Below are 19,614 nucleotides of genomic sequence, written 5' to 3' on the forward strand. Positions count from 1 at the left end.
ATTTTGAGTGAGGCTGTTCGGCAGAGAACCAAGGAGGATATGTATGAATCAAAAAAAACTTACTGAACTGGATTTAAAGGGGTACGGACGGTTTCTTGAAGAAGAAAAGGCTGGTTTCGAGCTCAATTCCATCCATACACCGACATCGTGGGATTATATTTATCAAAACCGGAAATTGCTTCTACGTGTAGATCAATACGGTTTATCCTATGCTGCTGCACATCCACCTGTCGATATTGTTATGATGATGCGCGACCGATTCCAAAAACATTCCGTCTGGATGACTTGGTATCAGTCGGAACAATTCACCTCCCCATTTAACAACTTTTACTATCCAAATCAAGGAAGTCCATTGAATGAACCGAGTCATCATGCCGTGCGATTTACCCCTTCCGCAGCCATTTATACTGTCGAGAACGAGGGCTTGCGATCAATAACGGAAGTGTTCGTACCGAAAGATGATGCTGCAATCTGCCAACGGATTACTCTGACGAATTTGAGAAACGAACCTTTGAAGCTATCAGCCACTCCTGTGTTGCGTCATGCAACGATGTGGGCCAAGAGAGATCCGTGGGATAAGCCCGAGTGGTACATTAAAACCGCGTTCCATAAAGATTTGAAGCGAAAAATCGCCGGATTTTCGGTTTATGTTACGAGTCCAGTCTGCGATATTTCCAAACGAAGGGGAGCGGTTTTCTGGTCTGATATGGAGGGGCTGTCCGGTGGAGAAGTTAGTTATGACAAGTTTGTGGGAAAAGGCACTTTTGATAAGCCGGAATCTGTTTACAACGGAAAACTCGAACTTAACCTAGAAAAAGCGACACAGTGGGGGGAATTGTCCGAAGATAACCACATTTTTGCATACCCCCCCGTTTGCGCGCTCCAATACGATTATGTTCTGCAACCTGGAGAGTCCCGGAGTTTCCAACAGGTGTTCGCTTGGATTCCGTTGACGGACGAAGGTCTCCTTCCATCTGCAGACGAAGCCGGACATTATGCCAAATACGTAAACGCAAAAGGGTTCGAAGAAGCACTGGCAAAGACTCGGGAAGAAAAGGATCAATTGATGTCGTTGCGCAGTATCCAAACTCCCGACGAAGCTTTGAATCAATATGCCAACGAATGGCTGCCTCTTCAATTGGATTGGGTTTGTTCCCTAGATAGAGGATGGCCTACAGGTATGAGAGGTGGGAGAGATGCGGCGCAAGACTTTACCGCCATGGTAGAACAAGATCCCGAGTATACTCGTCAATTGATTCTTACCGAGCTTTCGTGCCAAAGAATGGATGGTTGGATTCCTAGGCATTTCTCCGCTCAAGGTCATGAGGGCAAAGAACGTGATACACGATATACCGTTGATGCCGGCGCATGCATGACAGAACTGATTTATCGGTATTTATCCTATACTAAAGACTTCAAGTTGCTGGAAGAAGAGCTTCCTTGGTTGGATCAACCGGCAGGAAAGAAGAATTCAGTATTAGTCCATGTGCTGTTACTAGTGGAGTATTATTTGAACGAAGTCAATATTGGCGAACATGGTCTTTGTAAGCTGCATGAAGGCGGTTGGTTAGATACAGCAAATCGACTTGGTATTAATGGGCGTGGCGAGGATGTCATGCTGACAGGACAAGTGATCGTCGCTCTTCAACAGACAATGGAAATGGTTGAACATTTCTCCGCGGTAGGTTTGATGGATAGCGCTCAAGCAAAGACTTATATTCGAAAATATACGACAAGTCGAAATCTTTTCATTCAGGGAATCCGTAGTCATGCTTATAATTTTGACGGATATTTTAATGGTTATTTCAAGGATGACGGTGATTGGTTATTCAGCCCCATGGATCAGGACGGGCAACGTCGGATATATGGACCAGCAAATTACTGGTCTATTATATCGGGTGCAGCTACGAAAGAAATGGCACAATCCTGTATGAAGACGATCGAACAGCTTCGATGTCCGGATGGCTATCGTCTTATGACTCCGCCTTTCGTTTATAGTACTATCCCCCACGTTGGTAGAATGGCCTCTGGCGATTCTCCCGCCGGACGTTCCGAGCATGGGAATCCTTATAATCATGGTAGTCATGGATTTTTAGCGAGGGCTTTCGCAGTGATGGGTGACGGGGATGGCGTACGGGAAGCGTTGGATTGCCTTTTACCATATAACCAAGAGCGACATCCTGTTGATCGGGCAATGACCGCACCGTATGCGATAGTAAATGTATGGGAGGATATCCCGCGATATAAAGGACGAGGTAAAGATACATTCTTAACCGGAAGTACGGGATACGGAATGCGTATCGTTTATGAGTGGATGTTGGGAATTCGTCCTGTCCTCTCGGGAATTGTCGTAGATCCTTGCCTACCTAAGGAGTTCGACCGTTGTTCAGCACAATTCCGTTATTTGGGCAAAAATGTACGTTTATTAATCGAGCGTAAGTCGGATCGCTGTGCAGGTGTGTCTCAAATGATTGTTGGAGATAAATCCGTTGAAAGCAGTACGATGGATCCATTCAGCGGAAGGAAAGTATTCGTCGCGCCAGATTCTTTGTTTTCGGATGACGTAATTGAGATTAAAGTGATCATTTAATGCCGATCATGTAACCCAAAGGAGGGGTGGCATGCTGGAGAAGTATGGCCGACTTCAGGAAATTCTGAGAGAAATGGATTCTGTCGTAGTTGCGTTCTCGGGAGGCGTCGACAGCACATTTTTGCTGTATGCTGCTTTGGATTCACTTGGCAAGGAACGCGTGTTAGCCGTAACGGCGGATTCGGAAACTTACCCGACCGAAGAACTTGAGGAAGCTCGCAGGCTGGCATCGGAGCTTGGAGCGAATCATGCGGTAATCGAGACCTCCGAGTTGAGTATACCCGGTTATCGGGAGAATGATCGGAACCGCTGCTATTTCTGTAAACAAAGTCTATTCGAGCATTTGGAACCGTTTATTCATGATGGAAAATATAAGCAAATAGTATACGGGCTCATAGCCGACGATATTAACGAATTTAGGCCTGGCGTCAAAGCTGCCCGAGAGAAAGGGGTTCGCGGACCCCTCCAAGAAGCAGGTTTGCTCAAGGAAGAAATTCGGATGCTAGCCCGTGAAGCCGGACTATCCGTATGGGATAAACCGTCGTTCGCTTGCCTTTCGTCCCGGATTGCATATGGAGAAACGATCACCATCGAGAAGTTGGATCGTGTCGGAGAATCTGAGCGCTATCTTCGTTCACTTGGGCTTCGTCAGGTTAGGGTTCGATCTCATGACGATATCGCTAGAATCGAAGTCGAGATTGCCGACATGGTATCGATCGTTCAAAATGCAGAGAAAATTACGGAGAAATTGAAATCGATTGGTTATTTGTATGTAGCGATGGATCTCGCCGGTTACAGAAGCGGAAGTATGAACCGAGTATTAGAGCGAGAGGGTCTTACAGATGCAAAGCTTTGAAGAGATGGATTTTTGCAAGTTGGATGTAGCGCGCGAACATAGAACCGGGTTCCCGGAAGTCGTGTTTGGACTTGGCAAGACCGTGGAGCAAGTAGAGGCGATTTTCACTCGACTCGTTGACATTCATGGAAGAGCTTTAGTGACTAGAGCGACCGAAGAAATGGCCGAACAAGTGAAGAAGGTGTTTCCGGAAGCGAAGTACGATAACGTCGCTAGATTGCTCTTTTACGGAACCGCTACTCGTAGGCTATCTGGTAAGGTAGCCGTATTAACAGGCGGTACTTCCGATATTCCTGTCGCGGAAGAAGCGGCAGGAACTGCCGAATGGATGGGATGCGAAGTGGATCGCATCTATGACGTCGGAGTTGCCGGGATCGATCGTCTAATGGCACATAAAGATCGCATTCGTGAAGCGTCCGTTGTCATCGCGGTCGCCGGAATGGAAGGCGCCCTTGCTAGTGTTATCGGCGGACTCGTTCGCAGGCCGGTTATCGGGGTTCCGACCTCCATTGGTTATGGAGCCAATCTCCAAGGGTTGACGACGATGATGGCGATGATGACGTCCTGTGCATCAGGAGTAACTGTCGTAAACATCGATAACGGATTCGGAGCGGCCTATCATGCCGCGTCCATTCTTCAACTCGTAATGGAGGCGTATATGAAATGACGACACTCTACTTGGATTGCATATCGGGAATCGCTGGTGACATGGCGTTGTCTGCTCTCGTAGACTTGGGAGCGGACCCGGATTATATTCGCCGTCATTTATCGGAACTGCCGATCGATCCGTTTACGATGGAATTCGTGCCGGCTATCCGTAGAGGAATCTCGGCAAAGTGGCTCAAACTTAGCTTTAAGGATGATGTAAGACAGCACAATCACCATCAACAAGAACATGACCATCATCATGATCATCATCATCATCATGATCATCACGATGAAGATGGCCTCGATCATGGACATTCTCATGAGCATCGCAAAGCTTCGGAGATATTGCACATGATCGAGCGTTCCAATCTGCCGCCAAGAGTCAAAGCTCGAAGCTTAGCCATTTTCAAGGTCATCGCGCAAGCCGAAGGGAAAATCCACGGAATGGATCCTTCGGAAGTCCATTTCCATGAGGTCGGTGCCATGGATTCCATATTGGACATCATCGGGGTGTGCTTGGCTTTGGAGAATCTGCGCGTAGATGAGATCATCGTTTCTCCGGTTCCGGTTGGTTCCGGCCGGATGAGGATGGCACATGGAGTGTACCCGATTCCAGCACCGGCCACTGCGGAAATCATGATTGGTGTTCCTGTCTCTTCCTTTACGGCTCAGGGAGAACTTACAACGCCGACAGGAGCTGGTATCGTTAAAGCGCTCGCGACATGTTTCGGTCCGTTGCCCGGTGGAACGATCGAGCGGATCGGTTATGGAGCAGGGACTAAGGATTTCGAGCATCCGAATGTGTTACGGGCCATGCTGATTCAGCTAGGGACAGTGTCATCCATTTCCTCTGAGACGATTACGGTATTGGAAACCCAAGTAGACGACACACCTGGAGAGACGCTCGGTTATCTTATGGAGCGATTGCTTACTGACGGCGCACTAGATGTGTATTATACGCCAGTATATATGAAGAAGAATCGACCTGGTGTTCTCATTACGGTTTTGTGTGAAAAGAATGAATATATAAAGTTCGAAAATCTGCTGCTTCGTGAAACATCCACATTCGGAGTCCGTCGGAGCGACATGAAGCGGACTGCCTTAAATCGGGAATGGTCGGAAGTAGAAACCCCCTATGGAACGATTCGCGTCAAGCACGCTTATGCGGGGACTGAAAGGCTTCATTCATCCCCTGAATTCGAGGATGCAGCAAAGGTCGCTCGTGCTTCAGGCGTTTCGCTGGAAAAGGTATACCGGGAAGTGTTGAATAGGTTAAATCATCAGGAGTGATAGAGAATGGAATTTGCCGGGGCTATGATGCTCGCCTTATTACTCGGCCTGCGGCATGGATTGGATTGGGATCACGTTTCAGCTCTGGCGGATATTACGGGGAGTGACTCAGGATCAAAGAGACAACGGGTGAAGTTATCACTATGGTATGCTATCGGCCACGAAACAATGGTGTGTCTGCTAGGCGGTTGTATTATTTTGTTCGCTTGGAGCGTTCCGGTATGGGTTGACAACTTAATGAGTAAAACGATCGGATTAACCTTGATCGTCTTGGCGGTCCTATTGTTGGTGGTAAGGAGGCATCGTCCTTATCTGAGCCGAGGCGTCGCGATCTTTCAAAGTCTTCGAAAAAACCGGAACCGTCCTTTTACGTTTACGAAGTCAAATGTGTTTTTGGTCGGGATCATACATGGCGTAGGGGCCGAAACCCCAACCCAATTGCTTCTCTTTACAACGATTGCAGGTATGACGGCCCAAAGTCATGGGATCGCGGTTGTCGTCGTATTCTGTGCGGGATTGCTAATCACGCATCTGGCAATAGCGATAGCCGGTATCTATTTGCACGATTGGACGAATAAGATCAGACCTTATTTTCCCCTAACGGTTTATGCATCTGCAGCGTTAAGCTTCTTGCTTGGATTTAAATACTTGTTGTTGGAATCGTAATTCTATTATAAATGACGAAAAGGAGGGGCTACCGTGAGTGAAATAATCAAAAAAATGCTAGAGCCGATTCCGATTCCGAATATGGTTCGCATACGCCAACAATTCGATACTTCGAAATTGGACGACCCGGTTGCAGTATTAAACAAGGAATTAAACAGACCTGGTGCCGCTGATTCCCTGAAACCGGGCCAGCGTGTCGCGATAGCTGTAGGTAGCCGCGGGATCGCTAATATCGCCGCAATTACGAAGGAGACGATAGATGTGGTAAAGGCTGCCGGAGCGCATCCTTTTATCGTTCCATGCATGGGAAGTCACGGCGGCGCGACGGCGAACGGACAAGCCGAGGTTCTCAAGCACCTTGGCATTGACGAAGAGTCAATGGGTGCCCCGGTAGAGTCCTCCATGGAAGTCGTCGAAATCGATCGGCTGCCAAACGGGCTTCCGGTTTACGTTGATAAGATCGCCTCAGAGGCAGACGCCATTATCGTTATCAACCGAGTCAAGCCCCATACCGCGTTTCGTGGTCCGATAGAGAGCGGCATCATGAAGATGATTGCAATCGGACTTGGCAAGCAAAAAGGGGCTGAAGCCTGCCATCAACTCGGCTTCAAGTACATGGCGGAATTCGTGCCGGAGATGGCGAGGGTCATGATCGATAAATTACCGATCCGTTTCGGCATCGCCGTCGTGGAGAACGCATATGACGAGACGTGCCACCTGGAAGTGCTTCCTGCCGCCAATATTTATGAACGGGAAGTAGAGTTGCAGAAAATGGCGAAGTTCCATATGCCAAGGTTATTTTTTGATGAAATCGATGTGCTCGTCGTGGATCGGATCGGCAAGAATATCAGCGGAGACGGCATGGATCCGAACGTCACGGGTCGTTATCCGACGCCGTATGCAACCGGCGGTCCTGATGTGAACAAAATCGTCGTGCTTGATGTAACCAAGGAGTCGAAGGGGAATACGAACGGCGTTGGTACAGCGGACTTCACGACTCGAAGGCTGGCAGACAAAATGGATTTCACCGCGACGTATTTGAACGGGTTGACGTCGACTGTTTGCGCACCGACCAAGCTCGCCACGACGTTAGAGAGCGACGAACTGGCGATAAAAGCGGCAGTGAAGACGTGCAACGTGCTCGAATTCGAGAAATGTAGATTAGTAAGGATAAAGGACACGCTTCACCTAGGCGAAATCGAAATATCGGTTCCGCTGCTGGAGCAGGCCCGCAACCATCAGGACATCGAGATTGTATCCGAGCCGTATTCGTGGACGTTCGACCGCGAGGGATATTTCGTAAAATGAAACCTTACGTTGTTGCAGTCGATATCGGAACGACGAGTACGAAAGCGGTAGCTGTAGATCGAGAGGGCGGAATCCGTGCCACAGTTTCAGTTGAATACTCTCTCAACACGCTGGCACCAGACCGCGCGGAGCAGAACCCTAACGAGATCACGGAGGCCGCCGCTAATGCGGTAGCTGGGGCGAAGGATCAAGCTAAAGCCAGGGCGGACGAGGTTCGATGCATCGTTTTCAATTCTGCAATGCATAGCTTGATTGCTTTGGACGGGAAGGAGAGCCGCTAACCCCATCGATTACGTGGGCAGATAGTCGGAGCGCTGCCTATGTAGGTATGTTAAACGAACAACACGACGCACAGGCAATCTATTCTGCTACAGGGACGCCGATTCATCCTATGTCGCCACTGCTAAAACTTATGTGGCTTAGGGAGAAGGCCAAAGGCGTGTTCAATAAAGCCTACCGCTTCGTCGGTATCAAAGAGTATGTGATGGGACGTTGGCTCAGCGGTGGGAGACACGTCGTTGACCATTCAATCGCAAGCGCGACCGGACTTTTCTCTCTTCGAAACCGGACATGGCACGAGCAGTCGCTTTAGGCTGCGGGAATCGACACATCCCGCTTATCCGGATTTGGTCTCCACGACGCACGTGCTGGAAGGTTCGAATCCGGTGTGGCGGAGCGTCTTGGAATTACGGCTGATACGTCCGTAGACGTCGGCGCATCCGATGGTGTTCTTGCGAACGTTGGTATTGGAGCAGTGAAAACTGACCAATTCGCGGTCACGATCGGCACTAGCGGGGCGGTTCGGGCTGTCGTGGGTACACCGCACACCGACCCAAGGGTGACATTCTTGGTGCGCCTCTCACTGTACCGGATGCCATTGAGAGCTCCTCGCTTGGTGCAGCGGCAATAGGCCTCGTAACTCTTGGTGACTGGAAAAGTCTCGATCAGGCGAAAGCTTGGTCGAATTCTTCGTTCACCCACGAGCCGAGTGCAGCTAATCATGGCGTATAAAATGAACTTTTTGCGATATACGGTGCTTGTATCCAAGACTTGTCGATCCCTTTCAAATGATCGTTCGATTTCAAACTCAATAGTTGGGAGAGTGAAGGATTTTGGTAACAGTGGACTTATTCGATTTATCCGGTAAAACTGCTGTCATTATAGGCGGAAACAGCACATTAGGAACCGCAATGGGTGAGGTGCTTGGAGCGTATGGTGCGAAGGTCGCAGTCGTTGGGCGTAATGCGGAAAACTCGGTTGCAGCTAAATCGAGAATACAAAATGTCGGAGGTGAAGCGGAAGTATTTACTGCGGATGCAACGAGTAATGAGGATTTAGAGAGGATACTCTCCGAAATTGTAAGTTGGAGCGGCGGCGTCGACATATTGTTCAATTGCCCCGGCAAAAACAGTGCAACTCCATTCTTCGAAATCACTGAAGAAGAGTGGGATAGTATTATGGACGTAAATTTGAAGAGCGTAATGCTAGCGTGCCAAGTATTCGGTAAGCAAATGATCGATCAAGGAAAGGGAGGTAGTATAGTCAATATTTCTTCCGTTTCGTCCGGACCTCCGTTATCCCGAGTATTCACATACTCAGCCTCGAAAGCAGGCGTAAATTCGGTCACGCAATTTCTTGCTAGAGAACTGGCGCCCCATCGGATACGTGTGAACGGCATCATTCCTGGATTTTTCCCTGCCGAACAAAACAAAAAAATTCTGTCCGAAGAACGCATCAAGAGCATCATGGGGCACACGCCTATGAACAGGTTTGGTACTCCTGAAGAGTTACAGGGAGCGGCCATCTATCTAGCATCGGAGAAGGCTTCGGGGTTCGTAACCGGAACTTTCTTGCGAGTTGACGGCGGATTTGGAGCGATGACCATATGACCAATCTTACTAATATGACGAAGCCATTTATGGATGATGACTTTATGCTTCGCAGTCCCACTGCTGTTACGTTGTATAATATTTTTGCGAAGAACCTGCCGATCATCGATTACCATTGCCACTTGAGCCCGCAAGAAATATACGAAAATAAGAAGTGCCGGAACCTCACGGAAGTATGGTTGGCTGGGGATCATTATAAGTGGCGGGCGATGAGAGCGAATGGGGTTGACGAAGCCTATATTACCGGCAGTTCGAGTGACTATGATAAATTCCTAGCCTATGCGCGGACTGTTCCATTGACAATCGGTAACCCTTTGTATCACTGGACGCATCTAGAATTAAAGCGGTATTTCGGCATTGAAGAGCTGTTGAGCGAGAAGACAGCTCCTGTGATCTGGGAAAAGGTAAACACCCTATTGTCTGGCGATGGATTCGGTGCGCGCGATTTCATATCAAAATCAGACGTTCATGTGATCTGTACGACGGATGACCCGACGGATTCGCTCGAGTTTCATGCCAAGTTAAACACCGATAGAGATTTTTATACGGCTGTATTGCCGTCGTACCGACCAGACAAAGCACTGGAAATTAACAATGCCGGTTTTTGTGATTGGGTTCGTAAGTTGGAGAGCGTATCTGGGGTCCCAATCGACGATTACGACGCTCTGTTGGATGCACTCGAAAATCGCATCAATTTCTTCCATACGAATGGCTGTCGCGTTTCTGACCACGCGCTAAACTACGTCCCGTTCGTCGAGGCAACAAGGACCGATGCTGCATCGGTGTTAGCCAAGGCGATTAAGGGTGAAGCCATAAGCCTTCATGAGGAGCATATGTATAAAACCTATACACTTGTTTTCCTCGGACGGGAATATGCCAAGAGGGGCTGGGTGATGCAATATCACATGAACGCCCTGCGCAACACCAATACGAAAGCATTCGAATTGATAGGCGCGGATACCGGCTACGATTCCATCAACGATAGCGCAATCGCCCAACCTTTGTCGAGACTGCTAGACTCAATCGAGCGTGAAGGCGGGTTGCCCAAGACAATTCTTTACTCGCTAAATCCGGTCCAAAACCACGTCATCGGTACGATGATCGGTAACTTCCAAGGCGGCGTTGCAGGTAAGATACAATTCGGCTCCGGCTGGTGGTTTAACGATACAAAGGAAGGAATGATCGCACAGTTGAAGTCACTTGCAGAACTCGGCTTACTTAGTCGGTTCGTCGGCATGTTGACCGATTCTCGTAGTTTTCTGTCATACACCCGACACGAATACTTCCGGCGCATTCTTTGTAATTTAATCGCCGAGTGGGTTGATAATGGAGAATTCCCTAACGACTTGGAGCTTTTAGGAGAAATCATTCAGAATATTTGCTATTTTAACGCGAAGAAATACTTTCCGTTCGAATTAATATAGTTCCTTAAATAACACTCCTTATGCACAAAATGGAGGCGTCGAAATATGAAGTTAATCGGTAAAGTGGCAGTCATTACAGGGGCAGCTTCTGGAATGGGTAAAGCAATCGCGGAGCTGTTCGCTGCGGAAGGAGCAAGTGTCGTCGTTTCGGATTTGAATGTCCAGAACGCTAAAAAAGTGGTGGAGGACATCGCAGCAAAAGGTGGGAGCGCCATTGCGATTATGACTAACGTAGTCGTCGAAGAAGACGTTCAACGGTTAATTGATTCCACAATTAATGAATACGGAACGGTAGACATTCTAGTTAACAACGCGGGGATCATGGACAATTTCGTTCCGGCTGGGGATCTTACTGATGAACTATGGGATAAGGTTTTTGCGGTTAATACGACCGGTCCAATGCGGACCATGCGTAAGGTGCTCCCGATATTCACGAAGAAAAGACAAGGCGTTATCGTAAACATCGCTTCTGCCGGTGGCTTGTTCGGCTCACGTGCTGGTGCGGCTTATACCGCATCAAAACACGCTGTCATCGGATTGACAAAAAACGTAGGCTATCAGTATGCAAAACTCGGTATTCGCTGCAATGCAATTGCACCAGGCGGCGTGAAAACGAACATTAGCGCTTCAAATACGGAACCGAATCTATTTGGAGCAGAAAGAACGATGGCCGGTATGGCGATCATCCCGCGCGTGGGCGAGCCTGAAGAGATCGCGAAGGTCGCATTGTTCTTAGCCTCTGACGATTCCAGTTTTATTAACGGTTCAACAGTTACGGCAGACGCAGGATGGACTGCATTTTAATTTTATTAGAGTTTTAGACTGATTTTTAAAAGAAATGGCGGCAGACCAAGACTTGATAATTATAGTCTTGGTCTGCCGCTGTTGTCCGCCACATCTTCTGGCAGCGGTCATGCCAACTCCTTTTCTATCGCATGGCTCAACACCTAGGAGACAGTGAGGGAGATTAAAGAACCTGTATCCAAATCTAATCAAGTCAAGGGACTTGCAGTTCGTCAGAACTCAAATTCCGAAACAAGTCTTTCAAAAGAAAATTGAGGGATTTTTTCCATTTTAATTGTAAATTGAGGTGTATAACTGATTACATCATTAATCTTAATATCAACCTCAGGTTTGATGTTAAATAACGCATAGTTGGTATACGACAACTTCTCCCCGTGTACACCCTCGTATTTGACTCCGTGATAGCCAATATAGCTGCAACACGTTCCAATGAAATTAGGAAGCAAATATACTTGCTTAATGGCCTTTGTTTCTTCGTTCGTTTCACTAAAGAATCCCTGAAACGTAGGTTCAAATGACCCTAGTTCAAACAAGAAGAGCTCATCTTTGATGATTTGAAACTCTCCGATGTCTATTGTATCCTCATGAGTCGGGTGGATCTCATATGGAATACCCTCCAGACGATCGGAGACATACAGGACAGGCACGCCAACACAGTTATATCGACCATGTTGTGGGAGGCCTGCGGGCGGAGCCCACAACTGTTCCTTTTCCAATGGGGTAGCAGCGTCCCTTTTTCGTGTACGGCCACGGTACAATATGCCAACACCAGGAGTTAGTATGGAAAATCTCTTTGCATCAAAGTGTTTTTTCAACGTTCGATAAATTGCACGGCCGGTTTCATGTTCCAATGCAAGCATTGGATACAGGCTGAGGTGCATCCTGAACTCGTGCAAGGCTTCGACCTCGATCGTTTCCCCATATTGCTCACTGAAGACACAAAATGCTTCGTATTGGAACCCCCAATAGTCTGCGATATCACGCTTTGTATAGATTTCATCATCCAACTCAAATATTCCGCCATAGAGGTCATCCGAGTGACCTGCTTCCCTGCCATAGCTACACCGGCATTGGATATGAGTGCAAAGGAGTGGAAATAGCTCCTCAGGAACGTCGTGATGATAGAGATAATCACTGATGCTAATCCCTTCTGGCGGGTCCATTCGGGAACTTTGGTCATAGGGATCATTATTGTATGCATTAACAAGATTCCACCTTTCCCCACCTTCGCAATGCTCGCATCCGCCAATATCTTCGCCAATCCGATCCGCGATGTCGTCGATTATCTCATCATCCACCGTGAAAATGTAGTAGTCGTCCCCCAATTGAATTTCTTCATCACAACATGCGCAGCATAAGGTTTCAATGCCATCGTGTTCCTTTTCATCGCAATCAGGTATCATTTCGATCAGTTTGTATCCGTATTTCTCAAAAAATCGATCACAATATCTCCGCAACTGTTACATAGAATGGTCTCTTGCAATTCCGTGATAGCGCGCATATACATCCCCCTTACCTTATCAAGTTTGAATGTCAGCCCCTCCCACGAGGCGGACGATCAATATAGCCTGTCTGATGAATCACCTTTTTAGTATATACCAATAAATTAATCTGCCTGTTAGCTTATTGAAGCGACGACAGTCGAACACCTTATTCTCTCAGTCTACAACTTTATTTTCCTAGTCTAATACTTTATTTTCTTCAGACAACTTTTAGAGATTAAGGTTGGACAACAGTCTGGAACCGCAAACTAAATAATAAAGGTAAGATTCGGCTCGTTATAGGACTAATGGAGCGGGATTTCTTGGTCATTTTATGTAATTGGTTTTACCGGTTGTTTATATATAGGCGTTTAATAAAAAATTTATCCGGGCAACCTTAAAATTTATAATCGGGTGGAGGAGAAGGCATTGTATACCATTTGGAACAGGCTTTAACTATTACCTGTAGAAGTTGGGCTTAGGGAATCCGAACAAAAGGGCCTTCTCGATGAGCCATTAACTATATAAGTATTGAAGTGAGAGATTTTTGTTACAATGTTCATGAACAAATAAAATATGAAGGAGATGGTAACTGTGATGTGGCCGATTCAACCAATACAACAAGAAAAAGAATCATTTTATAGTTACATCTGTCGAATTTCTGAATTGAATCACTGTGATTTGAAAGCAAATTATAAATTGCTTGGAGTAAGATATAGACAGAATAATCCTAACCCGATTTATTTAGATGAGAGGGACACAATAAGATTTATTAATCTAACCGTTAATAGTAGAGTTAATGATTGGTTGTTTCTCGAAAGGGGATCGGGAAATACTGATTGCTTTCTATTTGGGCAAAAGTTTCCGCGATATCTACTGTCAAAAAAAGTGAAAGTTTGTCCTTTATGTATGCGTGATCATAATACATTTAATTCAGAATGGCAATTTACTCATATTACAACTTGTATTGAACATCAATGTTTACTTCAAGATTCTTGTCCCAGTTGTAATGGATTGTTCTCATGGAGTGAGGAGTTATTACATAAATGTACAGTATGCCATATGCAATGGAAGGACATATGTCGGTACATAGAAAAATTCAATAAAGTTGAGAAGTTAGACGTACATAAGCTTTTAATTTATCAACTCAATAAAAATAATAAGCTAGAAAAAGAGCAATATCCTGTAGAAGTTCTAAAATTAAGATATATCGACTTAGTTCACGTCTTATCATTTTTTCTTGGTTAGCCAGTAATCATAATGATTATTGGAATAGCAAGTACAATGATCGACTTAACATTTTTGAAATCCACGAAGGGATTCAACATGCGGGGGAAATTTTGTTATCGTGGCCACTAAATTTCGACATATCTACAGCTAAAATGAAGATCGAAAAATTATTCGATAAAAAGATGGGAATTAATTTATTTCATTCTCGACCTGATGTTGCTTCTTTTGAGATTGAAAGTTTGTTCCCGGAACTAAATACCCAATATCGGATCGATAGAACAATCGAATATCTCGATAAAACTAGCAACAAAAAAGTTGAAACTAGAAGACTGGAGCTTTCAGATCTTACATATATTGCTGCTCTTAACTATCTTTATTAAATGAGTAGAAATGAATAATAACTATATTCCAATGTCCTTTGCTGCATTTTCTGAAAATAAACTAAGCTTAAATTACAAAACTGTGAAGGCATACTTCTTTTCGCTGGTCCATTCAGAATGTCATCATGCTTCTATTCGTCGTAGGTAATCGCGGCCTCCAATTACGCTGACGGCACCTCAATTACATAATCTATTTTCATAAACGAGCTTCGATTCAACGAAATTCAGACAGCATTTGTAGCGGATTTTGTATCTTATTATTTGTTTTCAATAATATCGATACCGTTCGTACAGGGAAAAGTCCTGAATCAGCAGATACAGGACTTTTCTATCCATTACGGATATTAAGATGCAATTCCAAGAGTTACTCATTACGAGCTTGAATGATCTCATTATATAGATTTATTTCAGGTGCAGTCAAACGATGGAAGGGAAAAAGGAGGTAAAAACGATTGTATAAATCGGTTATCAAACAAGGTAAATTTCTAGTTATTGTTACTGATGGAATTTTTGAAGCACCTATAATTGAGCTACCTACAGAAGAGCTTGCTGATAGGGTGGCTTATGAACTACAAACCGCTCGAGATGAAGGTGAATCCTTCGGAGTAGAGCAAATACTCAAGGAAATTGATGGTGAGAAAGTTATGAATGAAACTAGTGAAGCGCTAAAAAAGATAAGGTCTATGGATATGGATGAAAGAGAGTTTTATTTTGAAAAAATACGTCGTCGCCAAGAAAGAGTTCAAAAAGTTCAACAAGCACGAAGGTGGGAAAGTGTATTAAGTTGGAAGAAAAAGCACATCTAAAAGCACAATTATTAGAATACAGTTAGAAAGTCAAGGAGTTGACGCTTGATTCCCGACAGGGAGGAGGACTGAGCTGTAACAAAAGGAAAAATTAGTGCGCATATTCAACCGCCCTTTAATTCAATCGGATCAAGGTAGAAGCCAGCTTTAAGAGACGTGTACTAAGTTCACTAAACACTGTATACGATCAGGCCGGTAACGTGGGAAATGTCAAACAGAAAACCTCTGGAGCGTTTCCAATGGAAGCCGGGCGCTGTTCTTTTTGAAATTGTACTCTTGTTCCTGGAACTAAATACTCAATATCGAGTTGATTGAACAATCGATTTTCTCGAAAAACATAAAATAAATTAAAGACCGATGTCCTTAGCTGCATTGTCTGAAAATAAATCAGTATTGATCTTGTATCTTTTCATTAATTTATCATTTGGTTTATGTCGTTTTTGTAATAAAGAACTCAACTCAGAATTTATCAATGCAGATACAGTAAGTCCTGTTCGTATACTATGACCAGAAAATAAATTGTCGTCAATTCCAATAACCGATAAGTGTTTTTTTAATATCAGTGCTACTGATTTGTCAGAGAGTTTTTTATCTGAGATATGACTGTGTAGATTGATGGGTCTGAAAACTGGACCCAATTTAAGCCCTGAAGCTTCTTTCCAGGAGCAAAAAGATCTAACAGGACAAATACGTTCTTCAATTGAATAAGCTATTTGTACTGTTTCAGAAGGAATTGAATCATTGTGCCTGAACAGTTCAATTGATAGTCCATATTCAGATAAATGTATGTTTTCAAAATTGAGGTTTGACAACTCAGATCTTCTTAGTGCACCGTAATATCCGATCAAAATTATGGCGCGATCTCTTTTCCCAGATAAACTATCGGGAATTGAATATCTTGTAATTATGCTAAGTATTTCGAAAACTAATGGTAGCTTATGATCAAGTACCCCGTTTTGGATTCTAAGAATTTCTCTCCATACATTTTGTACGTTTATGGTAAAAGGGCAATTAAAGCCGGCATTTATATTTGTCCAATTTATTGCCTGTATTTTCTTCTTTAATGTATGTACTTTGCTTCCTTTAAACAAATGGTAAGTCATGTAGAGGCAATATGTGTATTCATCTGTCGGAAGTGGATGGAAATCGAATTTTTCACACCACTCGATAAATGATGTCCAATGTATGTGTCTAGATTGTGTAGTTGAACTAGATAACTCTTTTTCACCATTTGAACTCACAGCTTCTAATAACTTATTTAGATGGAATTCAATAGCGCTAAGATCATTTATGTTTTTCATTCATTATTTGCTCCCTCGTCATACAAAGTTCCACCACTTCCGATTGTTAAAATACTCAACCCTCAGGTTAAGCTAAAAAAAGATCAAGCCGCTAAAAAGATTAACGTCTTGACCCTTCTTATGAGAGTAACTCATTAATGATATTTTTAATTTTACTGAGTTGAATAACATCCTGACTTATAATCATTTCGAATATTTCTAGGAGTTCTGATTCTTTTTTTTGATCAATATACGGGTTTATCGAATCATTGTACCTTAACAAATCGGAAATGCTCACACCAAGGGTAGTGCTAATACGTGTCAAGTTCTTAAGGGTAATATTAGCTTCCCCACGTTCAACACTACCTATATATGTGTAATGGAAGCCCGCCTTTTCTCCAAGCTCTTCTTGAGAAAGGGACTGGGCTTTTCTTACTTCTTTGATTCTTTGTCCGACTAAACGTAAAACCAATTCGGATTCGTTCATGATTCATACACCTCTATAGAAGAAGTGTAGACAAAAGGAGCTTAAGTAAAAATGCATACATATATATCTTTTTATAAAATACTATATATATGTATTAATACGACAAGAAAGGTCAATAATTAATTTATACAAGATTCATAATACAAGGGGCGGTTAGGTGATTCGAAAGAACTCATGCCAAATATAGGACATCTAATACAATAATAAAGGAGGATATACATGAAATTTGTATTTTTACCAATCACTAAATCGAAAGAAAGCCTGATTAGTTACCTTAATAGAATCGCTAATGCTAATCGTTATTTAAATACATTTCAAATAGCAGATGCACTTAAAATGAATTACAACGGTTTAAGAACTAATCATTTTACTAGCCCTGAAATAACATTATTATCTGAACTCATAGATACGCCGAGTAACAAAATCATTTCAATGACCAGCAATTACTTTGAAGCATTACTGGGAGAACAGTTGTCCAATAAGATGGTGCTCAAAAGCAGGTTCAAATTTTGTCCATTATGTATAACCGATGATTCAATCTATCAAATGAGTTGGTTTCTGCGTTCTATAACGATTTGTACTAAGCATCAAATTGTTCTTTGTGACCACTGCAATGTTTGTGGATCCGATGCCTCTATTGATTCAATAATGGCCGACACCTGTAGATTCTGTGCTCATGCCTATTCAAGCTCGATCACTTCAATGGATGTACCAAAAGAATGGACTATCCATCAAATTTTTGACTGTGCAGATGCTGGAGAAGCCCGGTTTATGGGTCACAATTTGACATTCAAGAATATTCATCAACTTTTATACACGAGTACATTATTTCTTGAGGGTTGTCCCTCTCCATTGATACCTGACCAGGTTATTCGTATCTTTCATAATAGAAGGTCGGGTTTAAGAGATAACCTTAGTTATCATAATGCAATAATGAGTTTCTTTTGGATGTACGATCAATTTCCTGAAAATTTTTATAGGATCCTTGAATATCAATTAAAACTACCAACTAAGTCCATGTATTATCGGACAAGAGAGTTTGAAAAAATATTCGGTGATGAAACTTTTAATTGGATTAAATCTGCATATGAGCACTTTTGGTTATCAAAGCTAGACGAAGGTAGAGTAAGGAAAGACTTGTCGGTTTTCAAAAGAAACACATCGTTATTAGAACAAAGAGGTTATATAAGAAAAGAAGAGGCGAAAAGTTATTTCTCAAATGAGAAGTTAATATCATTGGTTGAAGAGAACCTACTTATTCTCAAAGAGAACAATAAAAAATATTTAGTTGATAGGAGAAGCCTTAATAAACAGTTTGAATCAAAGTGCAGATTTGTTAGTAAAGCGAAGTGTTCGCAACTATTAGGACTGAACATGGAAATTGTTAAAGGCTTACTTGAAGTTGGAATACTACATGAAGACTCGATTGACGGGGCTTTCTCTAAGTTGATTCGTAAAGAAGAGATTGATCACCTATTGGAAAAATGCTTAGTAATGATAAATAAAATTGACGATGGATGGATTGCGTTTAGCATTTCACTGAGAAAATACAATACAATAGGCCTGTCTGCAATTTTATTAATAAAGAAAATGCTTGAGGGTAATTTAGCCGCGGTTACCTTGAATACTATTGGAAATTTTAAGAAGTGCTATATTAATAGAAACCAACTATTGCTTACTATAAAAGAAATTAAGGAAAAGAGATCAGTTGAGAAAGGATTATATCGAGAAGAAATCATGCAAATATTAAAAATTGGTGAAAAGGCCGTAGTTTCACTTGAATCCTCGGGCCTATTGGTGCCTAAACAAATTATCCAGTTAAAGGGGGGGCGTAAACGATACTTATACGACAGGGAAAAAGTTATGGAATTAGCTCGCAGTAATGAGAAAGCATCTTAAATGCATAGTTACTTCTCAAACCAAGCCGCTGAGAAGGCTTGGTTTGTATTTTTCCACATGTCCTATAATAATTTTGATGATTACTATATTTATTTTGTGAATTAATGTATATATGTATTATTTTAATGGTTTATGAGAATAATAATCATATAAATTAATAAGGAGGTTTAGGTAATGAAGGATTTTGTGTTTCAATTTAGTCCGCAACTAGCAGTGAAGTCAGGATATCATGTTTTTTTTAATGGTTCTATTTATGAACCAAAACGTGTTGTTATCGCTTTTGAAGATGTAACTCCAGTGCTAGTTGTTCAACACATTTTAAATGACGATGAAATTTATGTTAAGGTTTCTAGTAGTCTTCCGCTAATTGAGTATGTAAGAATTAAAAGGGATGATCCTGACCTCAGTACACAAGAGTATTTCTCACGGATGCAGAAGTTGAAGTCGGAAATTATTAAACATCGTGTATTTAACAAGGGAAAGAAGTTAAAAGGGGCATAAGTAGTGCAATCATGATGAATACAACAAATAGCTAGTTATCAAAGAACGATGACCGAATATGGTCATCGTTTTTTG

The 19,614-nt window shown here is 43.3% G+C and carries 17 protein-coding genes and 1 pseudogene; 15 read left to right on the top strand and 3 right to left on the bottom strand.

Features of this window, described 5'->3' with window-relative positions:
- Positions 1–43 precede the first annotated feature (43 nt).
- The 11 genes and pseudogenes from FPL14_RS24665 (at position 44) to FPL14_RS24720 (ending at position 11,475) form a co-directional block, all read left to right on the top strand.
- On the top strand, positions 44–2,590 hold the full coding sequence (locus tag FPL14_RS24665) for a GH36-type glycosyl hydrolase domain-containing protein (RefSeq protein WP_182300222.1): 2,547 nt from the start codon (positions 44–46) through the stop codon (positions 2,588–2,590).
- Positions 2,591–2,621: 31 nt separating this feature from the next.
- A complete protein-coding gene (gene larE, locus FPL14_RS24670; protein ID WP_182300223.1) occupies positions 2,622–3,446 on the top strand; it encodes an ATP-dependent sacrificial sulfur transferase LarE in 825 nt (274 codons plus the stop codon).
- Positions 3,433–4,113: a nickel pincer cofactor biosynthesis protein LarB gene (larB, locus tag FPL14_RS24675; protein ID WP_182300224.1), complete on the top strand. Its 681-nt coding sequence runs from the start codon at positions 3,433–3,435 to the stop codon at positions 4,111–4,113. The genes larE and larB overlap by 14 nt, the downstream gene beginning before the upstream one ends.
- Positions 4,110–5,384 (top strand): nickel pincer cofactor biosynthesis protein LarC, encoded by a 1,275-nt coding sequence (larC, locus tag FPL14_RS24680; RefSeq protein ID WP_182300225.1) that lies wholly within the window; start codon positions 4,110–4,112, stop codon positions 5,382–5,384. The genes larB and larC overlap by 4 nt, the downstream gene beginning before the upstream one ends.
- 6 nt (positions 5,385–5,390) lie before the next feature.
- Positions 5,391–6,050, top strand: a complete 660-nt coding sequence (locus FPL14_RS24685; protein ID WP_182300226.1) for a hypothetical protein — start codon at positions 5,391–5,393, stop codon at positions 6,048–6,050.
- Between the two features lie 54 nt (positions 6,051–6,104).
- The gene (locus FPL14_RS24690; protein ID WP_182304147.1) at positions 6,105–7,358 is read left to right on the top strand and encodes a nickel pincer cofactor-dependent isomerase, group 22; all 1,254 of its coding nucleotides are present in this window, start codon (positions 6,105–6,107) and stop codon (positions 7,356–7,358) included.
- A pseudogene (locus tag FPL14_RS30850) lies at positions 7,355–7,950 on the top strand (FGGY family carbohydrate kinase). The gene FPL14_RS24690 and the pseudogene FPL14_RS30850 overlap by 4 nt, the downstream one beginning before the upstream one ends.
- Positions 7,877–8,065: a hypothetical protein gene (locus tag FPL14_RS24705; RefSeq protein ID WP_182300228.1), complete on the top strand. Its 189-nt coding sequence runs from the start codon at positions 7,877–7,879 to the stop codon at positions 8,063–8,065. The pseudogene FPL14_RS30850 and the gene FPL14_RS24705 overlap by 74 nt, the downstream one beginning before the upstream one ends.
- Before the next feature lie 414 nt (positions 8,066–8,479).
- Positions 8,480–9,247: an SDR family oxidoreductase gene (locus FPL14_RS24710; RefSeq protein ID WP_182304149.1), complete on the top strand. Its 768-nt coding sequence runs from the start codon at positions 8,480–8,482 to the stop codon at positions 9,245–9,247.
- Complete coding sequence (gene uxaC / locus FPL14_RS24715) at positions 9,244–10,671, top strand: glucuronate isomerase (protein WP_182300229.1); 1,428 nt, start codon at positions 9,244–9,246, stop codon at positions 10,669–10,671. The genes FPL14_RS24710 and uxaC overlap by 4 nt, the downstream gene beginning before the upstream one ends.
- Before the next feature lie 45 nt (positions 10,672–10,716).
- Entirely contained in the window at positions 10,717–11,475 is a 759-nt protein-coding gene (locus FPL14_RS24720; protein WP_182300230.1) for an SDR family oxidoreductase, read from the top strand.
- A gap of 212 nt (positions 11,476–11,687) precedes the next feature.
- Here FPL14_RS24720 and FPL14_RS24725 read toward each other — a convergent pair whose 3' ends face one another.
- Entirely contained in the window at positions 11,688–12,878 is a 1,191-nt protein-coding gene (locus FPL14_RS24725) for a hypothetical protein (protein ID WP_229263656.1), read from the bottom strand.
- Positions 12,879–13,553: 675 nt separating this feature from the next.
- Between FPL14_RS24725 and FPL14_RS24730 the strand changes: the two genes are divergently transcribed.
- Together FPL14_RS24730 and FPL14_RS24735 are read left to right on the top strand one after the other, a co-directional pair.
- Positions 13,554–14,204 (top strand): TniQ family protein, encoded by a 651-nt coding sequence (locus FPL14_RS24730; protein ID WP_229264015.1) that lies wholly within the window; start codon positions 13,554–13,556, stop codon positions 14,202–14,204.
- Positions 14,205–15,018: 814 nt separating this feature from the next.
- On the top strand, positions 15,019–15,372 hold the full coding sequence (locus FPL14_RS24735) for a hypothetical protein (RefSeq protein ID WP_182300232.1): 354 nt from the start codon (positions 15,019–15,021) through the stop codon (positions 15,370–15,372).
- Positions 15,373–15,719: 347 nt separating this feature from the next.
- Here FPL14_RS24735 and FPL14_RS24740 read toward each other — a convergent pair whose 3' ends face one another.
- Together FPL14_RS24740 and FPL14_RS24745 are read right to left on the bottom strand one after the other, a co-directional pair.
- Positions 15,720–16,673, bottom strand: coding sequence for a site-specific integrase (locus FPL14_RS24740; protein ID WP_182300233.1), 954 nt, complete (start codon positions 16,671–16,673; stop codon positions 15,720–15,722).
- Between the two features lie 118 nt (positions 16,674–16,791).
- The gene (locus FPL14_RS24745; protein ID WP_182300234.1) at positions 16,792–17,139 is read right to left on the bottom strand and encodes a helix-turn-helix domain-containing protein; all 348 of its coding nucleotides are present in this window, start codon (positions 17,137–17,139) and stop codon (positions 16,792–16,794) included.
- A 219-nt stretch (positions 17,140–17,358) separates the two neighbouring features.
- Here FPL14_RS24745 and FPL14_RS24750 point away from each other — a divergent pair, with 219 nt between their 5' ends.
- Both FPL14_RS24750 and FPL14_RS24755 read left to right on the top strand, forming a co-directional pair.
- Entirely contained in the window at positions 17,359–19,038 is a 1,680-nt protein-coding gene (locus tag FPL14_RS24750) for a TniQ family protein (RefSeq protein ID WP_182300235.1), read from the top strand.
- A gap of 174 nt (positions 19,039–19,212) precedes the next feature.
- Positions 19,213–19,539 carry a hypothetical protein gene (locus FPL14_RS24755; protein ID WP_182300236.1) on the top strand — a complete coding sequence of 109 codons (327 nt, stop codon included), beginning with the start codon at positions 19,213–19,215 and terminating at the stop codon, positions 19,537–19,539.
- Positions 19,540–19,614: the final 75 nt, after the last annotated feature.

The sequence above is a fragment of the Cohnella cholangitidis genome, assembly GCF_014107495.1.
GTDB lineage: Bacteria > Bacillota > Bacilli > Paenibacillales > Paenibacillaceae > Cohnella > Cohnella cholangitidis.

Bases quoted from the DNA above. Each gene is read 5' to 3' on its own strand.
- FPL14_RS24725 (WP_229263656.1), bottom strand. From the start codon at position 12,878: ATGATACCTGATTGCGATGAAAAGGAACACGATGGCATTGAAACCTTA.
- larB (WP_182300224.1), top strand. From the start codon at position 3,433: ATGCAAAGCTTTGAAGAGATGGATTTTTGCAAGTTGGATGTAGCGCGC.
- FPL14_RS24740 (WP_182300233.1), bottom strand. From the start codon at position 16,673: ATGAAAAACATAAATGATCTTAGCGCTATTGAATTCCATCTAAATAAG.
- uxaC (WP_182300229.1), top strand. From the start codon at position 9,244: ATGACCAATCTTACTAATATGACGAAGCCATTTATGGATGATGACTTT.
- FPL14_RS24690 (WP_182304147.1), top strand. From the start codon at position 6,105: ATGCTAGAGCCGATTCCGATTCCGAATATGGTTCGCATACGCCAACAA.
- FPL14_RS24685 (WP_182300226.1), top strand. From the start codon at position 5,391: ATGGAATTTGCCGGGGCTATGATGCTCGCCTTATTACTCGGCCTGCGG.
- larE (WP_182300223.1), top strand. From the start codon at position 2,622: ATGCTGGAGAAGTATGGCCGACTTCAGGAAATTCTGAGAGAAATGGAT.
- FPL14_RS24745 (WP_182300234.1), bottom strand. From the start codon at position 17,139: ATGAACGAATCCGAATTGGTTTTACGTTTAGTCGGACAAAGAATCAAA.
- FPL14_RS24755 (WP_182300236.1), top strand. From the start codon at position 19,213: ATGAAGGATTTTGTGTTTCAATTTAGTCCGCAACTAGCAGTGAAGTCA.
- FPL14_RS24750 (WP_182300235.1), top strand. From the start codon at position 17,359: ATGAAATTTGTATTTTTACCAATCACTAAATCGAAAGAAAGCCTGATT.
- FPL14_RS24720 (WP_182300230.1), top strand. From the start codon at position 10,717: ATGAAGTTAATCGGTAAAGTGGCAGTCATTACAGGGGCAGCTTCTGGA.
- FPL14_RS24665 (WP_182300222.1), top strand. From the start codon at position 44: ATGAATCAAAAAAAACTTACTGAACTGGATTTAAAGGGGTACGGACGG.
- FPL14_RS24730 (WP_229264015.1), top strand. From the start codon at position 13,554: ATGTGGCCGATTCAACCAATACAACAAGAAAAAGAATCATTTTATAGT.
- larC (WP_182300225.1), top strand. From the start codon at position 4,110: ATGACGACACTCTACTTGGATTGCATATCGGGAATCGCTGGTGACATG.